This is a genomic window from Labilibaculum sp. K2S (assembly GCF_030372765.1).
Classification (GTDB): domain Bacteria; phylum Bacteroidota; class Bacteroidia; order Bacteroidales; family Marinifilaceae; genus Labilibaculum.
Window position 1 is genome coordinate 17,858 of sequence record NZ_JAUCMW010000012.1, and the last position, 19,308, is coordinate 37,165.

The window sequence follows — 19,308 nt, forward strand, 5'->3', positions numbered from 1 at the left end:
AGGATCTCTTCCAAATTCAACAGATCCCTCGATTCCCCGGGATGACAATGAAACCAATAACTCCTAACTCAAGAAAGTACTCCCAAGCCCAAAAGCGCATAGTAGGTATATTCCACATCACAGGTCATGTCGGCAATGCTGCCAAAAAACCCGCCGGACTCGTCCCAGTGCAGATTGATGAAATTTACGGAATTTTCAGCATAATCCTGCATATTTTCTCCCGTTACCTGCAAAGCAAGAAGTGCTGTTGAAGTAGATAACAAATCAGCAACAGGAACACCTTCTCCCGCTTTAAAACCCCCGCGTTTGGTGAGCATTTGTTTCAACCAGTCCTTCGTTTTTACCAATTCTTCCAACTCGCTGGTTGAACTCATAATCAGTCCTGCAGCTGTTGAAGAAGTAACACCATCAATGCTGTTCTCTTCATTGGCAAATGATCCGTTTTCAGCTCTTAATAATCTATTTGCATCTGTAATTTCATCCAAAACGTCCTGATCGGTTTGTAAGTCCTGATAAAGTGTCCACATCAGATAATTTGCGTAAATAGTAGATCTGGCTGCACCCTTTTTGTTGTGATTGTATCCTCCATCATTTGCTATGTTCTCTTCCAGTTCCCATAACAATTCAGAGCAATTATTTTTTAAGGATTTCTCTACTTTTGCAAGAATTAAATCTTTAGCAAAACTAATAGTCAAGAATTTAGATGCAGATAACCTGGATTTTTGCCTTAAATCAATCAGATGCAGCAAGAAATCGCATCGAACAAAACACATTGAATGCACAAAATCCAGTTTTCCTATGTATTTTATCCTTTTTAGATATTTTCGTTCTTCCAAAACATCCAGTTTAACATCTAAAATCAGGGCCAAAGTATAACCAAACACCGAATAGTACAGATCTGCCTTTCCAGCCCGATTTGTAAAGCCACCCACTTCGCTTTTCTGAGAACCCAAAAAGGATTTTATTTGACTTTGTGCTTCCTCGCTTAGTACTTCTTTCGATTTTAGAAGTGCTTCGAGTATGAATTGATTGCAGTTTATATTTTTCTTCAAGATGATATGTGTTGTATATTTATAATCTTTTTTAACCCCTAAATCCCCTAAAGGGGACTTTTAAAAAATACAATTTGTAAGTCAGTAGCCCCCTTTGGGGGTTTATGAATTCTCAGGAACTATTCGATTCAACAAGCGGGTTAATAGTATTTTCAATGTTGGATTATTTAAAGGTTTCAAAGCCTTCAAAGCATTTCGCTTGTAAATATTCAGCATTTCTTCTGCTTCTTTCATGGCCTGTCTGGTCTCCGCCCATTTTAAAAACTCAGTATTGATGCTTTCATCTCCATTCTTGGTCCGTTCGAACCATTCCTGCATTTTTTCAGGATGCTTTTGGTTCAGGAGAGTCGAAACCAAAGATGGTTGAATGGTATTAAATCCACTGACAATCCTTTTTTGCTTGAAATCATCCAAATCATCATTAACCTGATATGCAATCCCCAAAGCATTACTATATTCTGAGATAATGTTTAAAATATTTTCATCAGCATCGGCTAAAATTGCGCCAAACTGCAGTGCCACTTCAAAAGCCGGAGATGTTTTATTGCTGAAAATGCGCAGAATTTCTTCTTGTGTAAGCAATTTTTCATTGTTCCTCCACAAGAGCTCCTCGCCTTGCCCAAGCGACAAATCCCGATGTCCGCATGCTGCCACTTTCAATAATTTACGAATGTGTTTCGCTTCCGATTCCGCAATCATCTGATAGCCATACCCAAGCAATAAATCACCTACATTTAAGGCCACAGGAATATCATATTCTTTATGAAGTGTTGGTTTGCCATATCGTTCATCATCTTCGTCAACAATATCGTCGTGAACTAGAGAAGCTTTGTGAAAACATTCAATGGAAACAGCCAATTTTTGAATGGTATCATCGTATTCACCGGATTTCCCTGTCAGAGCATCGTAAACCGCAAGCATTATGGTTGGACGCCAACGCTTTCCATCCGTCTCCATCCAACGAACTGCAATATCCACAGTATCATCATCCTGCCCAAAAAGTGTTTTTAATTGAGCTGTTGCAAACCAATCCTTTAGCACAGATTTTATGGAATCCAGATCAATCCATCCTTTCCAGTTTGATTTACTGCGCATGGAAAGCACTTCATCCAACCAGATTTTATCCACTTTAGAATCCTTACAATTATTATTGTACAAAGGAATTGCAAGAGATGGAACTGCCTCTTTTACTGCCAAAGGAAACGAACGTTCGAAGGAATGCAAACATCCAACTCCAACAACACATTCAACCTGACCCGAAGATAATAACAAACTTGCCGAAGTAGTTCCTTCAGTAACAATGGTGTGATAGCCCAATTCATCAGCCTGAGAAATGATTTCAGCCAAATCGCAGCGACCACATTGCTCACAAAGCAATCCGAGTTCATCGTACTTTGCCGGACATAGTGTGGAGTGACTAATGCACTTGGGCAACAACAAAATGCGACGGTTAAAAGGAATTCCGGCAACAATTTGACTCCATGCATAATTATTAATCATCACAGCCAAAAGCTTTTGATACAAAAACAACTCAGGATGCTTTCTGATCAATTCCCCGGAATGAAAAATGACTTCTTCTTCCTGCAAAGGCGGTATTAATTCGCATTCTGCAGCGTAATCTCTAATCAAATCACGAATCTGCTTCAACTTTTCAGGGTGCTGAGGCAAATCGTTTCCGAAGCTTATATTTGACTGGTTGTTTTTTAAAATCATCGCAATATAATTATCTTATTTCCCCTATGTATTTGACGCTGACAGGTTTTTCAAACGCTGTCTGGTCGTTCTTTTAAACCTCTCCAAATCCCTCTTCTAAAAGAAAAAGAAGGCTTTTAAAACCTGGAATATTTTATAATTCGTAATTATTCTATCCGTAGGCTCCAAAGCCGAAGAAAGAATACTTCTTGGCAAAGCGATAGACCCAACTTTTTTCCGGAATTTCTTTTCCCGGTATGTGATGACCAGCACAAGGCTTCATCTTATTTAATTCTTCAAATGAGCTACTCCTTTTCGATGAATCATAGGCATTTACACCTTTTAGAATCGTGTGTAATTCCTGCGGATTATCCAATAGAATACATCCTTGGGTGCAGTCGTTGATACTTTTTCGCAAGCCACCAATGAATTTCGAATTCTCGATGATATTGACAATATCAGAGCCATCGCCAACCGTTTCACCTGCAAATTGAATTGGCGGACAAAATTCGATATCCCCGTAAGGGTTAATATGATGCGACAAGCCCAACGCACCGGGACATATCGCTTGTCCTTTCTCATCCCAATACGTATCGATGATCATTAAGGGAGCTTTCACGCGAATATCTACCATAAATTGCCGCAATTCCAAAATCTCTTCCTCAGACAAAGCCAAATCTGTATTAGGACGTTCACCTACAGGACGGTAAATGTAAAACCACAAATAATGAATTCCCTTTTTAATGCAGGAATTCACAAATTCTTCACTCACCAAATCCTTAAAATTAGACTTGCAGACACTTGTAGCTACACCAGTGAACAATTTATTCCTGGTAGAAGCCTCAATTCCTGTCATGGTTCTGCCATATACATTACTGGCTCCTCTTCGAATATCACTCACATCCTGCAGACCTTCCACACTAATTAAGGGTGATACATTACCCAGTTTCCGAAGCTTTTGCGCCACTTCATCAGTTAGTAAAGTACCATTGGTAAACATCTGAAAATAACAATCGGGATGTCGTTCAATCACCTCCATTAAATGAGGATACATCAAGGGTTCTCCTCCCAATAATCCAAAAAAGTAAGAACCTTTCTTTTTGCTGGAAACAATGATATTCTCCAAAGTCTCCATATCCATTCCTTTGGATTGATTGTTGATTGTTACCCAACAACCCTGACAATTTAGATTGCAATTATCAGTAATCGAAATCATTAGAAAAGCAGGATACAGCTCACCGTTTTTCAGCCGTTTCTTGTGTTTCGAAACCGCCTTCATTCCCTTCCATCCCAAATTATAACCTAGTTTCCAAAGCAATCGGGCATCCACCTGTTTTAGTATTCTTGTTCCTAAAGAAAATAGCATTTATTTAGTATTTAGTACAGAGTAATTAGTACAGAGTAATTAGTACACAGCCGTTGGTAATTAGTACATAGTCGTTGATCATCGGAACAAAATAATTTGACACAAACCATTTTTAAACTAATTACTATTTACTAACAACCAATTACTATTATTAACAGCAACACGAATTTGAATCACCATCTTTGCTGTCGCATTTACTTTCCGAATCATTCTTGCAATTGCAGTCACAGTCGCATTTTTCAGCTTTCTTTTCTTCTTTTTTATCGGAACTGCTGCAACAAGCTCTACGCTCATCTTCAGCCATTTTAAACTGATCCTTTTTCAGTAAGGAAACCTGAAAGTTTTTTCTTCTTGCGCTCAATACTGAATAAACATCTTCGTTCTGAATTTGTTCCAGAATATCTGTCTTTTCATTTTCGGTACCATCGCCTTCGCCACCATCAATAGGACTTTCAGCATGTTTTGGGAAAATGATTGCATTTTGAGGACAAACCCGGGCACAGGCAGGACACATATCCTTACAATTCGCCGAAGCTGAAACCACAACAGTTCCATCATCCTCAACAGAATACACACTGAATAAGCAGAAATTTAAACATTTACGACATCCGTTGCAACGATCGTAATCAATTACGGGATACCAAGGCTTCCATGAATCAGAATATTTGATCTTTAAGGGTTCACCTGTATTTGATTCCAAAGTAGAAATAAGCTCTTCCTGACTATCATCGTCAACATGATGATATTCTGTACCGTTCCCCTCTGTCTTTCGTCCTGAATTAGCCACCAAATGCTGCATCGCACGAGTCTGACAACCAAAAACAATAGCATCTTTTGCATTGTACAAACTCTCCAAATCGTCCGGATTCTTCAAAATTGTACCACACATGTCCTCGATATAGGTATAAGCTATATTTTTCTCCTCCAAGGTGCTCATCAGCTTCTCAACCGATTTCTTTTCGATCTTTCCATCCTTCTCGCACCCGCAAATGAATATTTGTTTGCTCATTTTTTTAGTATTTAGTACATAGTAATTAGTTTACCAACGACGAATAGCTGGTTACTAATTGCCTTTTTAATGAAGAACCAGTTAATTACTATTTGCTTTAATATCATATGCCAATAAAGCATCTCCATGGCGAATGTACAAAACTCCCTTGTTGATTACAGGCTGAGCAAAATGCTCTTTGGTTCCTTTTTTCACCTTAAATTTACTTACTAATTCCATACTTTCAGGTGTCACATTTACCAGGCCAACCTGACCTCTTTCGTTGTAACAGTATAACATTCCATCGGCAGCAATGGTAGATCCGCGACCAAAACTCAATGTATCCCGAGTCTCTCCGGTCTCAGCATCCACACTCTTCCAAACCTTCTTGCGATGACCTGATGCGATGATTTTACCGTTTAATTTTACAGCACCCCCCATAATATTATCTAAATCTTTATTTCTCCACACTTCCGTGATTTGACTTCCATCTTCAGAAACTTTCATTTTTACGGTTCCATTACCACATCCGGCAACATAATACAGGTAACCATCTTCAAAAATTGGTGTGTTTCCATTGATATCGCAAAGCGTGTCCTGCAGTTCCGTCCACAATAGTTTTCCTGTTTGCGATTCGATACCCATTAAAGCATTGTCTGAGAAAGTTACCAAAACTTTTCGGGATGGAAATTCCAACAGTAAAGGAGAACAGTAGGCAGAAACCTCACCAACACCAGCACAAGTCCATGCCATTTCTCCCGTAAACCGATTCAAGGCAATAATATTATTTTCGGCTCCTCCAGGTGCAGCAAAAACCAAATCGCCATCCACCAATAAAGATTGAGAATATCCAAAACGAGTGTTCTTACCATTGTATTTCTCCAGCATGTTAATCTTCCACTTAATTTCTCCCGATTCAGCTTGAATGCAGGCAATATCTCCCATTCCTGAGGCAACATATACCAAATCATCAACCACAGTTGGCGTTGAACGACTTCCAATAAAGTTTTTCATCCAGTCTTTACCAAATTGCGTTTTCCAAAGTATATTTCCCTGCAAATCAAGAGCAATCAGGTAAGCAAGACTGTCAATTTCACCATTTAAATACATTGTATTCTCACTAATTACCGGTGAGCCATAGCCATTGCCAATGCTATCAATATCCCAAAGCAGGTTTGGACCATCAGCAGGCCATTCTTTCAATAAATTGGTTTCGTTATAAATTCCGGAACGGTTCTCACCTCTCCAGTCACTCACTTTTTTCTGCTTGGAATTACAAGCAAAAAATAGAACTGCGATTAATACGATACTTAGATTTTTCATTGGGTCAATTTTATAGTAATAGTTTATTATTCATTCTTTAATGATTCAACGATATTGTATTTTTTGATTTGTCGTGCAGGAATCCAAATCCAGATCAATCCACTGATTAAAATACCGAACAACAATGTCAGGATATATCCTACCGGCATATGAAACGAGGGTGATAACAGTGATGGAAGCACACCAATTAGTGCAGCACCTAATCCACAAAGCAATCCTACGATCAATAGAAACAGGTTTTCGTAAAACAGCAGTTTAAAAAGGCTGTTTCGCTGATAACCGATTGCAGAAAGCAAAGCCAACTCCTTTTTGCGTTCCATAATGTTTCGCATTAATACAATTCCCAAGCCTATGGTTCCGATGATTACACCCAAACCTCCCAGAAACATGAACATGCTTAAGTAGGTGTTTTCAACCGAATAAAAAGCGGCCATGCGATCGGATGTTTTCATTCCTGAAACGCCCAAATCCTGAAGGTTATTTTCAAACTTTTGCATCAACTGATCATCACTATCTTTCTGTGAATCAATCAACAATACTTTTGATCCGCTAATGGACGGAAAGTGTTTTTGAAACTGATCATCAGAGATTAAGATGTTCCCCTGAAAGATAGAATTGTTCAATCCTCCCATAAGTACCAATTTGATGTCTTTTCCGAATTCGTTCTGATAGACTAAGGTATCGCCAATCGCTTTTTTCAATCCCCAAACAATAACTGTCTGATCGGCATAAGCAGGAATCACATCTGTTCCTAAATCCTGATTCAAGGCTTGCCATGGATGCTCCGAATCCACATTCGCTGCAAGTGCCGCGAAAGAAAAGGCATCCTTTTTATCGAGCAACAAAGGATCGAATCCCAATATTCTGGGTTTCTGCACCTGATTTAGATTGAGACAACTGGCATCATCACCTTCCAAGGCTCTGAACTGTACAAATTGTGTGGAGGGATCGAGATCACCTTCCCAAAATCCCACTTTCTCAAGTCCTTCTGCAGTATTTAGATCAAATAAAACAGGCATCGTGCTTTCTATCCAATATTCATAGCCACCTGTACCCGATTGATTCGCATTCTCGGTATCGAAGAATGTTTTTCGGTTGGCTCCTGTAATTAGAACAGAGAATGTGCCCAGGGCCAATAATGCCACACTTGCCAAACTTCTCCTGCGGTTGCGTGCACTGTTCTTCATCGCCAGCTGCAGCAAAGAAGGTGTTTTGCTACTTTTGGTTAAACTCAATTTTTGAAGGTAGAAATGCACAAAAGCACAGGCTCCAATCATGAATAAACCTCCGGCAGACAACAACAGTTCCGCATTTTGATCCAAGGAGGATGCAAACGCATAAGCAATCATAGCGGCAGTACCTATCATTGATAAAATCCCTATTACTACAGAAATCCGATTGGTTTTTAAAGAGCTGTTTTCATCAATGGTATTTTGAATGAGCGCACTTGCTGTTTTCTTTAGCTTTTTACGTGTTAGCCACCAAATACAAAGCATAGCCACCACAAGACCTATCGCAAATCCAGTAAACAGGGTGGTTCCGCGCAGATGAACATTCAGCATATTGGTACGAACCACATCAGTCCACACTGAATTAAGAGCTTTTAAAAGCAGATGATTGTATAAAATGCCACCTAAGACACCAACCAATCCTCCAATAACTACGGTTACTAATGATTCATAGATTCTGATTCGTAGTATTTGAGATTTAGGGAAGCCCAAGCTCAGGAGAATTCCGTTTTCCTGACTTCTGCTGTCGAGATTTAAAGAATAAATCAAGATGGTTAAAAGGACTCCTGCAAATATGATGAAGAAGCTGAGACTTAAGAACAACTCTCCAAAATCGACCATATTATCTGCCGCCGAAACACCTGCACTGCGAACAGATACAAAACTTAAATTAAGCAAGTTAGGACTCATCACCGAAAGCATGAGTTTCTCTAAATCGTTCTGATTCAATTCCTTTTCATCAAATCGGAACGCAGTATATTTTCCATATTTATTGCTCCACAATTCAAGTGCTTTTGCCGATGAAATAAATGCTTTGGGAGTTCCCTTGTACTGTTTCCAGTAGTCTTCGTCTTTCGGACGGATTTTTGAAAAATCAACAGGCACGCCGGCTTCCCACTCGCTGCAGCTGCCTGCATCTGATAATCCCGGAAAGGATGGCATCATGGATTGATCCAGCAAATCACTATCCAAAGGCAATACTTCCTTAACTACAAATGTCTGCCTCTGCTCTTCAAGAGCCCGCAAAGCGCCAATTACAAAGTAATCCAGAGATATTGAATCTCCTACTTTGGCATCCAGGTCTTCAGCCAACCATTGATTGATAATCATTTCCCCATCAGACAGATTCGACAAACGTGAATCACCCTTGATGGCAGACACAAACGAATAGGGAGTTTCTTTCTCCTTACAGCTGATGCGGTTCACAAAATAGCTTAGAAGAGATTGCTGATCAATTGCAATTTTCTCCAGCTCATCTGAAATTGGCGTATCGATAAACACCCGATCCGAAATCAATTCCAACTGGTCTTTTCCTTTCACAGACCGGATTTCAAGACCGGCATCCTTCACATTCCAGTTCTTCTCCAAACTGCCTTCCACATCACTTAGGGAGAGCGCAGATCCGCCCGCAGGACTGGCCAGCAAAAGATTCGCCCGTCCTTCCATCTCCATTTCTCCGGCCAGATAATCTCTGGAAAGAAAAACATTGTAGGGCGCTACCTGATTGTTTTTTAAGCTAAAGCGACCCAGTTCCTGATCTCCGGCAATGGCTTTTACCTTTACCCGCAAAGCCATGGTCTGATCCTCATCGGAAACAAAAGGAGCATTAACGGGAATTAAGCTTCCTTTTTCAACCCGCAACAGAAATTCATCACCAATTTTCAGTCTCATTTTATCTGCCAGATTCAAACTAACAGCTGCTTCCCCAGCTTTCAGGTCAATTTGCTGAGCAGAAGAGAATTTCCAAAATTCATGATCAACACCATACGCCTGAATATTATTTGTGCGGGTCTTATTTTCAGGCTGAATTGCAATTCCTTTCACCTGCAAAAGAGCTGCTGCATTCACATTTATATCTGCCTGTATGTCCTTTGCCAGTTCAGCCCGAACATATCTGTCGCCGGTTGGCATGGCGTATTCCACCTTACCCAAACGAAGGTTGACCAAATCGTGCAAACTGTATTTTACCGAATCACCAATAATTAATGCTCCCGTAAGCACTGCTGTACTCACAATTGTTCCCAAAAAGACTGCAAAATGCTGCTTTCGGAAATACCAGAGACTTTTGATGATGTATTTTAAAATGGTCATATTTAGCACATAGTGTTTAGTACATAGTAGCTGGTAAGCTTTATTTTATTTATCATCATTTGATTAAGTATCATTACCAATGACCAGTTACTAAGTACTCAAATGAAGTTTTCCTTCTTCCAATTGATAAATCTTCTTCATCTTTTTGGCCAAATCCATCGAGTGAGTTACTATAACTACAGAAACCCCTTGCTTCTCGTTGATGCTCACCAATAAATCGCCCAATTGCTCTGCCGCTTTTTTATCCAGCGAACCCGTTGGCTCATCGGCAAGTATCAGGTTTGGCTGATGAATTAAGGCACGAACCACTGCTGTGCGTTGGCACTCTCCGCCCGACATTTGTCCCGGACGCTGATAGATCAATTCCGATAATCCAACAAAATCCAAGAGCTCCAACGCCCTTTTTTCAGCTTCCTGCTTCTGTTTTTTATCCTTTACAGGGATAAATGGCAGCAAAACATTCTCAATCAGATTCAACTGAGGCAGCAAGTGATGCGACTGAAAGACAAAACCCAGATTCTGATTGCGGAAATTGGCCAATTCTTTCTCATTTTTCTTCGATAAATCTTCCCCGTCGAAAATCACACTGCCTGAATTGGCTGTATCCAAAGAACTAATCACATTCAGCAATGTACTTTTACCCGAGCCGGATGGACCAACAATGGCGATGGATTCTCCCTTTTCGATAGCCAGAGAAAGATCATCCAATATGATTCTTTTCTCAGTACTTCCTGAGTTTTGGTAATATTTGGTGATGTTCTTTAGTTCTACAATCATAATCTATTTCTTTCTATTGTAATCAGATCTTAAAATATCAATCTTTGCTCTACTATTCAGCATTTTTTCGTTCTATGCAGTTCCTGCTTCGTTGAAATCAACTTGTCCTTCGATGTATTTTACTGCCCATCAGTATAAAATCGTTTTCCTTCGAATAAAGTAAGGCTCCCTTCGCATAAAATGGTCGCCCTTCGCACAAAGTAAGCCTCCCTTCTCATAAAGTAGCCTCCCTTCGCATAAAGTAAGCCTCCCTTCTCATAAAGCAGCCTCCCTTCGCATAAGTGCCCGCTCTTCTCGGGGCTTTCAGCGCTTTTTTATTTCTCTCCAAAGGCATAAACACTGCCGTCCATGCAAGCAACAACAATCATCCCTTCCACCACGGCAGGCGTTCCTACAATGGCTCTTCCGATCTCGTAAGACCAAACTTGTTGACCGGTTTTTCGATCCAAAACATATATTCTTCCATCTCCAGAACCAATAACTACCGAATTACCGGCAATTACCGGAGATGCTTCTATTTTATTTTTGGTTTTGAATTGCCACTGAAGGTTCCCGTTTTCTTTATCGAAACAGTAAACCTGTCTGTTTTCGGCGCCAATAATTACCTGATCGGCCGAGACCGATGGAGAAGCCAAATAGGAAATCGCTCCCTCTTTCTTCCATTTTACCTGATTTTTAGCGTAGTCCACACAGAAAAATTCGCCATCGTGATTTCCGAAATAAGCCTGATTTCCATCCAAAGCGACGGATGAGGCGATGTAGGTGGCAATATCCAATTTGTTTTTTGCCGTTCCGGTTTTCACATCCACTTGATGGAGAAAACCATCACACCCACCGAACACGGCAATTTCACCATTGCAGGAAGCTGCTCCGTTAATAAAATTATCAGATTCATACTTCCATTCCAGTTTGCCTGATTTTGCATCAACACAATGCAGATTAAAGTCGTAGCTTCCGATTAAAATCTTCTTCTGTTTGCTCGATTTGTCGTAAAACCAACTGGCTGATCCTGAAATCTGACCATCGGTGGTGTACTTCCATTTCACCTCTCCTGTGGTGGCATTCAAACAATAAAAGATTCCTTCCAAGGATCCAAAATAAACACTTCCATCCAGATACAATGGCGAAGCTTCCACAGATGTTTTGGCATCGAACTTCCATTTCAATTCTCCGGTTTTTGAAATTGCGTACAGTTTGCCATCATTAGAGCCAACAAATATGGTTCCATTGCTGATAATGGGTGATGATTTAACGGCATCACCGGTTTTAAAACTCCACAATAATTTGGGCGCTTTGGGCACACGAGCTTCGGTTATCCCCGTAAGGCTTGAATTGCCCCGGAAAGACAGCCAATTGTGCTTGTTTTGGGCGATTGATGGAATTGCCAAAACGATGCATAGGATGTATAGTATTAATTGTTTCTTCATATTCTCAATTTACTCTTTTTGACGCTGACAGGTTCAAGAACGCTGTCAGGTCTTTCCCCATATCTCCGGACTCAATGTCGCTTCCATTTTTACTTATTAATTCACAATTTATATTAACCTCATCCCCCAACCCCTTCTCCTAAAGGCGAAGGGGAGCTTAAATTTCCCTCTCCTCGAGGAGAAGGGATTAAGGGTGAGGTTTTAAATTATTAATTCCTAATTAGAGCGAAGCGATATCGCTCCTGTTGGACAAGCTATTGCGCACTCTTTTGCTGCCAAGGTCAAAGCTTTGTTAATACTTTGATTAAAAGGTACAGCTACTTTAACGGTAAATCCTCGTCCGATATTGGTTAAACCTGTTTCTTCCTTGTGTTTACCCGCAATTTCTATGCAAAGTCCACACTTAATGCACTTTTCAGGCTCGTAAATAATACTTTCATGGTCGAAATACTTCACCACATTATTTCGTTCGCCAAATGAAAATCGTCTGCGATCGGCATTGTGAATGTCTGCACAAACCCGAAGCTTACAATTATCTAATTTACGACAATCGCAATGCAAACATCTGGCAGCTTCTTCCATGGCTTCCTCTTTCGTAAATCCCTTTTCGGATTTTGCCTCCACACGATCCCCCGAAACGGACTCTTTCAAATACTCACTCAACTCTTCTTTTCGAAGTGTTCCAAATCGTGAATTGAAGGCTCGTTTTGTTGCTTTTCCTTCTCCATTTCGCAAAAATTCATCTACCGACCATGCTGTTTCTTTTCCCATAGCCACCGCTTTCACGGCCATTTTTTGAATGCGAATTGCACTACCCGTTGCAAATATTCTTGTCTGATCGGCAGCGAATGTATCACTGTCTGCCCACAGTCCCGGCTTCGCTGATTTTAAACCTAATTCCTCCACATTTTCAAGTGCACTTCCTGTTGCCAGGATTACAGCATCAAAACCGGATTTAATCTGTTCCCAGTTCTCTTTTTCAATTTTTTGATCGATAGTAAAAACAACACCAAATTGTTTCAATATTTCTATTTCCTTTGTCAGGATACTTTCAGGCAACTCTCCTTTTTCGATCGCTTCAAGCAAACTTCCTCCCAAACGGTTTTCTTTCTCGAATAGCTCGCAGGCATGTCCGTCTTTTACCAAATGATAGGCTGCCGATAATCCGGCCGGACCGGAACCAATAACTGCTGCCTTTTTGCCACTTGCTTCTTTCTTATCCGGAAAATAGAAAGACTCCTCTTCATCTGCCGAAATTCGCTTCAACAGGCAAATGGCAACTGCCTGATCGACATCCTTACGCCGGCAAACTTTCTCGCAGGGCGCAGAACAAATATGTCCTAAAATCCCCGGAAGGGCAATTTCCTCTTTTACAATCTTCAAAGCCTCATCGAATTTACCAGCAGCAATGAATCTGTTCATTTTCGGAATGTCCATATAGGCCGGACAAGCCACGCGGCAAGGTGCCTCGCAATCGCCAACATGATCGCTCAACAACAATTCAATGGCTTCTTTTCGTGCTTCAAACACCTCTGCATCATTGCTGGCCAAATCCATCCCTTCGCTTGCAATAGTAGCACAGGAAGGAAGCATTTGCTGATTCTTGTTATTTCGCACCATGCACACCATACAAGTTGGATGATTGCTGCATCCCTCCAAATAGCACATACTGGGAATCTCAATTCCCATGGAACGCGCGGCATTCAGAACAGTTGTTCCTTCGGGAACATTGATGGCTATATTGTCTATTGTTAGTTTTGGCATCTTTATATTATCTATAGACCTGACAGGTTTTAAAAACCTGTCAGGTCTTTTAATTATTTTATCTCCACAGCATCTACCGGACAAATTTGTTTGCAGATATCGCATTTAATGCACAATTCATGGTTTACCTCGTGCAATTCGTAAGGTTTTGCTTTGATAGCATCTACCGGACAACGCTGCGCACATTTGGTACAACCCGTGCAATTGTCGTTTATTTCGTAGCGAATTAGCTCTTCGCATTTACCAGACGGGCATTCGCCGTTAATGTGTGCTTCGTATTCGTGTCGGAAATACTTTAAGGTCGATAATACGGGATTTGGAGCTGTTCTTCCCAATCCACAAATACTTCCTTTTTGAGTATTTATAGCCAGCTGTTCCAGCAAATCTAAATCGCTCAATTTTCCTTTTCCTGTCTTGATTTTTGCTAGAATTTCCAACATGCGCTGCGTTCCGATTCTGCAGAATGTGCATCGTCCGCATGACTCTTCCTGAGTAAAGGATAGGAAATAGTGCGCAATGTCCACCATGCAGTCCGATTCATCCAATACGATCAATCCTCCCGATCCCATCATGGCACCCACTTCTTTCAAAGAATCAAAGTCGATTGCCGTATCGGACATGGAGGCAGGAATGCAGCCACCCGACGGTCCCCCAATCTGAACTGCTTTAAATTGCTTTCCGTTGGCAATTCCTCCGCCAATTTCTTCTACAATTTGCTTGATCGTAATTCCCATAGGAACTTCAATCAATCCTCCTCTTTTAATTTTTCCGGCTAAGGCAAACACTTTCGTTCCCTTGCTTTTCTCTGTTCCAATTTTACTGAATGCTTCCGCACCATTTCGAATAATGTATGGAATTAAAGAGAATGTTTCGGTATTGTTGATTAGGGTGGGTTTATCCCACAATCCTTTTTCTGCCGGATACGGTGGCCGCAACTGCGGAATTCCCCGTTTCCCTTCAATGGATGCGATTAATGCAGTCTCTTCACCACACACAAAAGCTCCCGCTCCTTCAAATACTTTCAGTTCAAAAGAAAAACCGGAACCTAAAATGTTTTTTCCCAATATGCCTTTTGATTTGCAGATTTCCAATCCTTCGCGAATGCGTTTTACCGCCAAGGGATATTCCGCCCGAATGTACAAACGACCTTCGCTTGCTCCCACTGCGTAAGCTCCAATTAGTATTCCTTCAATAATCCGAAACGGATAAGATTCCAGTAACATTCGATCCATAAATGCGCCCGGATCTCCTTCATCACCATTACAAATGATGTATTTTTGATCAGACTTTGCATTCTGAACCATTTTCCATTTGATAGCTGAGGGAAAACCTGCTCCGCCACGACCTTTCAGCCCGCTTTTTTCAATTTCCGAAATAATCTCATCTGCCGAAAGCTCATTCAGGCATTTCTCCAAAGCTGTAAAACCTTCTTTTGCTTTGTATTCATCAAAATCGGAAGGCATAATTTCACCTCTATATTCTGTGGCAATATTAATTTGTCCTTTTAAAAATTCAGCAATGGGTGTGTGTTCTTCATTTGCATTGTATCGGTTCGAACTCTTGGGAATATCAGAAAATGTAAGATTCTCCGCGTAATTGTAAAAGCGGTTTTTGAAACGACTTATCCAACTCTTCGAATGAAAGTGCTTTTCAATAATGTCACGAACTTCGTTTGCATTGATTTTGGTGTAATAAGCTGCCTCTTCCCCTTTTTTATGGATTTCCATCATGGGAACCTGATTGCAAACACCAACACAACCGACTTGTTTTACATCTACTTTAATCTTGTTCCCGGCCAATGTCTTTTCCAGTTCCTCTTTCACTCCGGAACTACCACTTGCAATACAACATGATCCTAATCCAATTCTAATTTCACCCTGAGAGATTCCTTCTTCTGTCACTTCTCTCACAATCTTTTCTGAGCTTGGTGCCAGATTTTTAAAATCCTCTATAATTTCAGCTATTTTACCCGTTTCAACATGACCGTAGGTAACACCATCAATCTGAACCACCGGTGCCAGCGTACAACAACCCAAACAGGCAACTTCCTCTACCGTAAAAAGCTTCTCAGTATCGGTATCTACGCCTTTCTCCAAGCCCAATTCCCGCCGAAAACCATCGTATACCTGCTTTGCCCCTTTAACATGACAAGCAGTTCCAACACAAACCTTAATGACGTGTTTCCCCACCGGCTGATGACGGAACTGAGAATAAAATGTTGAAATTCCCGTTATTTGAGACTCAGTAATTGTTGTGGTTTCACAAACCCTTTTCAATGCGGGTTCGGGCAAATAGTTGTATTTCCCTTGAATTGCCTGTAAAATCGGAATTACCTTATCTGGTTCTGTCCCAATCTCAGCAACAACTCCATCTACAAAATCGATCATCTTCTCCATATCTATTTCCCTATGCAATAAAGATTTTTATCTCCCCGAATGTACACTCTGCCATCTGCGAAAGCAGGCGATGCATCAGATTTTTCTCCCAAGGATGATGGTGCCAGTTCCACATATTCTTTATCAGCCTTAAAAATGTGCATTACTCCTTTCCGATCCATCAAATATATTTTGCCATCTGCCAAAATTGGTGATGCATAAAATCCTCCGTCAAATTCCTTTTCCCAAAGTATTTCTCCCGCTTTAGCATTGTAACAGGCAACTGCACCATAACTGGTCACCACAAACAACAAATCATTGTAAGCAATCGGACTCGGAACATCGGAAAGGTAATCGTAAGCTTCCCATAAAATCTCCGGTTTCGCTCCTGGTTTAATCGCAACCAAACTGGCATATTCGTTTAAGGCAAAAACAATTCCGTTTGCATAAGCTACCGAAGGGCCAACCTCACCGGTAATGCAGTCTATTTTCCACAATTCCTTTCCTGTTTGTGCATCATAGGATGCAATGCAAGGATCCGCTGCTAATAATATCTCAACCTGATCTCCGTTTTGAACAATCACAGGCGATGCCCACGAAACTTTTACTTTGCGCGCAGTACTCCATACTTCTTCTCCACTTGATGTTGACAAAGCCATTACTTTCGAGTTTTTTTTCTGATCGTACTGAACAATCAGCTTGTCTTCAAAAACAATCAATGATGACGAATGCCCGTAATGATTATCAGGGACTCCTAAATTCTTAGCCCACTGCTTTTTCCCACTCATATCTACTGCAATCAGATCACCATTTGAGAATATGGCAAAAACCAAATTCCCGTCTGTTGTTACGGTAGATGCGGAATGACCCGTATCCGGTGTTACCTCTGGCGGATTTGCAGGTGATCCGGCAATCTGTTCAGCTTTAGCTGTCCAAAGTAATTTTCCGTTGTTTCTATCGTAGCAATATACCTCCCGGCTTGCAGCACTGGCTCCGGAAAGGAATAATTTATTTCCCCAAATTACCGGAGAATTATAGGCATGAATAGGAACAGGCTGTTTCCACAGGATATTTTTGCCACTCGCTCCATCCCACTCAATTGGAATGTTCTTTTGGTAGGCAATTGCATTTCCTCCCGGTCCGCGAAAAGATGGAAAATTTGCCATCATCTCTTTGCTTGGATATGTTCCTTTGTATGAACTGGTTTTAGCCTCTTCAACCACCACTTTTTCTTCCTCAGCAACAGGAACAACAATTTCCTCTTTTAAAGCCTCTTCTACAACTTTTTCTTCAACAACAGGCTCAGTGATTTCTTCTTTTGCAACAATTGTTATATTTGTTTGTTTTGTTTCTGCATGCTTGGCTTTCGCTATTGTTGCCGCCTCAGTGAATTGATTCCCCAACTCTTTGTGTGTTAGAAAAGCAAAAAGCAAAGTAATTCCAACCATTCCAAAACCACCAATCACAATCCATTTTCTGGCTTTTTCACGAAACAGAATGATATTCTCTTCCTCCTCTTCGGATACCTGTGGTAACTGTTGCTTTCCGGCATAAAATAGCTGTAAAGCTATGGCTGTAACAATAATACCAAACAGAAATAAATATCCTCCGGCTTTCACTTGCCATTGATTTGTAAAATAAGCTTTACGAACCAATAAATCCATCTCTCGTATTTGCTCTCTTAACTGAACATCGTTTGGATTTTCATTCAAACGATTAACCAAACTGTTAATCACTTCAGTATTTACCGGATCAATTCTGTTAATCTGAATGTAATTCACCAAAACCAACATGCAGATTACGAAGGAGAAAGTTCCTGCAACCATTGCAATGCCTTTCCACAGAGATAGGTTGGTGCGATTTATTTTAAATTTGTTAGCCATAGATCAATTTTTTACTGCAAAATCTTATCATTCAATTAAACGCTTACAGGTCTTCGACGCTGTCTGGTTTTACCAGTTACTTTTCTACCGGACAATATTTTAAACAACGGGCACAACTCACGCAACCCCCTTTATCGGGTGTATAATCTTCACGATATCGGTAGGTTGATAATCCGGATAAAGCCAAACCGATAACCAAACCAATAAAAGCGCCAAGAATCCAACCGCCATAATAAAACTGTTTTACAATCTCTGATGCTTCCTGATACAATTGTTTTACTGGTTTCCCCGAAGTTCTGAATCCTACAATTTCCAAACTCTCTTCCATCGTTTTAGAATCGAAATGAAGCATTTCATCTGCTAAACGAACTTTCGAGTTTACTTTTGCAAGGTTTTCATGAAAATTTGCACCGGTCCATCCACCTACAATCATTAATGCTGGTATAATTAAACCCAGCAATATAAATCTTCGGGTAGCAGATCTCTTGTCTTCCATTTGTTTCACTCCAACAGGTTTGTTAATAGCATCCAAAGGACAAGAGCTCTCACAAAGTTTGCACTGAATGCAATTGGAAGGTGTAATGGTCAAATGATTTTTCGATACCCGGCTTACCAAATTCAAAATAACTCCATACGGACAAAAGAACCGACAATATGGTCTTGCTATAAAAATGCTGATCAGCAAAAAAGCCGCACCAATCGCATACATGAAGAATGTTGCATTGAATCTGAAAATCCCCACGAAAGGATCGTATCGACAAATGATAAAATCGGTTGCCGTTGCTGCATATAAAACAGATAATCCCAAATAGATGTATGGAATTAAGCCCAATGCTTTTTGCAACCACTTCTTTAGAGTCACCGGACGCATTAGGAAGACATCCTGCACTGCTCCAAGTGGACAAACTCCTGCGCAAAAAGTTCTTCCGAAGAATAATGTATAAACTAAAGGAATCACAAAAAATGCCAAAGCAGATAAAGGAATGTGATAGCCCGGATTGAATAATGCCAATACAACATTCTGTACGGAACCAACAGAACAGACACATCCTTCCCTGAAAAAGCCAAAATATAAAATGGAAAAAATAGATACTGCAATCACTCCGGTTCTTGATCTTTTCTTTAAAATGAACCAGGTAATCAGACTAAGTGCTGCAATTAACACCAATACATCCAATAAAGCGAACATTCCATTACTTGGTACCGGCATTGATGTAACCGGCTGTGTGTAGCCCGATTCGAATTCAGGTTTTGGGAAACGCTGCTGCTGTGAAAAGGCCGCAAATTCCATTCCCACAAAAAATATCAGTAAAGAGATAAAGGCTAAGCTTTTCTTCATTG

At 40.6% G+C, this 19,308-nt stretch carries 12 protein-coding genes; all 12 read right to left on the reverse strand.

The genetic code is table 11. The annotated features are described in order from the left end of the window. Nucleotides 1-68 precede the first annotated feature (68 nt). Nucleotides 69-1,052 carry a prenyltransferase/squalene oxidase repeat-containing protein gene (locus QUH73_RS13540; RefSeq protein WP_289530975.1) on the reverse strand — a complete coding sequence of 328 codons (984 nt, stop codon included), beginning with the start codon at nt 1,050-1,052 and terminating at the stop codon, nt 69-71. Between the two features lie 102 nt (nt 1,053-1,154). Further along, nucleotides 1,155-2,765 carry a polyprenyl synthetase family protein gene (locus QUH73_RS13545; RefSeq protein ID WP_289530976.1) on the reverse strand — a complete coding sequence of 537 codons (1,611 nt, stop codon included), beginning with the start codon at nt 2,763-2,765 and terminating at the stop codon, nt 1,155-1,157. A gap of 151 nt (nt 2,766-2,916) precedes the next feature. Continuing rightward, on the reverse strand, nt 2,917-4,110 hold the full coding sequence (locus QUH73_RS13550) for a radical SAM protein (RefSeq protein WP_289530977.1): 1,194 nt from the start codon (nt 4,108-4,110) through the stop codon (nt 2,917-2,919). Nucleotides 4,111-4,261: 151 nt separating this feature from the next. Continuing rightward, a complete protein-coding gene (locus QUH73_RS13555) occupies nt 4,262-5,119 on the reverse strand; it encodes an ATP-binding protein (RefSeq protein ID WP_289530978.1) in 858 nt (285 codons plus the stop codon). An 81-nt stretch (nt 5,120-5,200) separates the two neighbouring features. Continuing rightward, nucleotides 5,201-6,421 carry a PQQ-binding-like beta-propeller repeat protein gene (locus QUH73_RS13560; RefSeq protein ID WP_289530979.1) on the reverse strand — a complete coding sequence of 407 codons (1,221 nt, stop codon included), beginning with the start codon at nt 6,419-6,421 and terminating at the stop codon, nt 5,201-5,203. 26 nt (nt 6,422-6,447) lie between these two features. Then, nucleotides 6,448-9,741 carry an ABC transporter permease gene (locus tag QUH73_RS13565; protein WP_289530980.1) on the reverse strand — a complete coding sequence of 1,098 codons (3,294 nt, stop codon included), beginning with the start codon at nt 9,739-9,741 and terminating at the stop codon, nt 6,448-6,450. 90 nt (nt 9,742-9,831) lie between these two features. Beyond that, the gene (locus tag QUH73_RS13570) at nt 9,832-10,518 is read right to left on the reverse strand and encodes an ABC transporter ATP-binding protein (protein WP_289530981.1); all 687 of its coding nucleotides are present in this window, start codon (nt 10,516-10,518) and stop codon (nt 9,832-9,834) included. 314 nt (nt 10,519-10,832) lie between these two features. Next, nucleotides 10,833-11,945, reverse strand: coding sequence for a beta-alanine-activating enzyme beta-propeller domain-containing protein (locus tag QUH73_RS13575; RefSeq protein ID WP_289530982.1), 1,113 nt, complete (start codon nt 11,943-11,945; stop codon nt 10,833-10,835). 216 nt (nt 11,946-12,161) lie between these two features. After that, nucleotides 12,162-13,709 carry a 2Fe-2S iron-sulfur cluster-binding protein gene (locus tag QUH73_RS13580; RefSeq protein WP_289530983.1) on the reverse strand — a complete coding sequence of 516 codons (1,548 nt, stop codon included), beginning with the start codon at nt 13,707-13,709 and terminating at the stop codon, nt 12,162-12,164. Nucleotides 13,710-13,762: 53 nt separating this feature from the next. Continuing rightward, nucleotides 13,763-16,096, reverse strand: coding sequence for an NAD(P)H-dependent oxidoreductase subunit E (locus QUH73_RS13585; RefSeq protein WP_289530984.1), 2,334 nt, complete (start codon nt 16,094-16,096; stop codon nt 13,763-13,765). 11 nt (nt 16,097-16,107) lie between these two features. Beyond that, a complete protein-coding gene (locus QUH73_RS13590) occupies nt 16,108-17,967 on the reverse strand; it encodes an outer membrane protein assembly factor BamB family protein (RefSeq protein WP_289530985.1) in 1,860 nt (619 codons plus the stop codon). A gap of 76 nt (nt 17,968-18,043) precedes the next feature. Then, complete coding sequence (locus QUH73_RS13595) at nt 18,044-19,306, reverse strand: 4Fe-4S binding protein (protein ID WP_289530986.1); 1,263 nt, start codon at nt 19,304-19,306, stop codon at nt 18,044-18,046. Between the last annotated feature and the right edge of the window lie 2 nt (nt 19,307-19,308).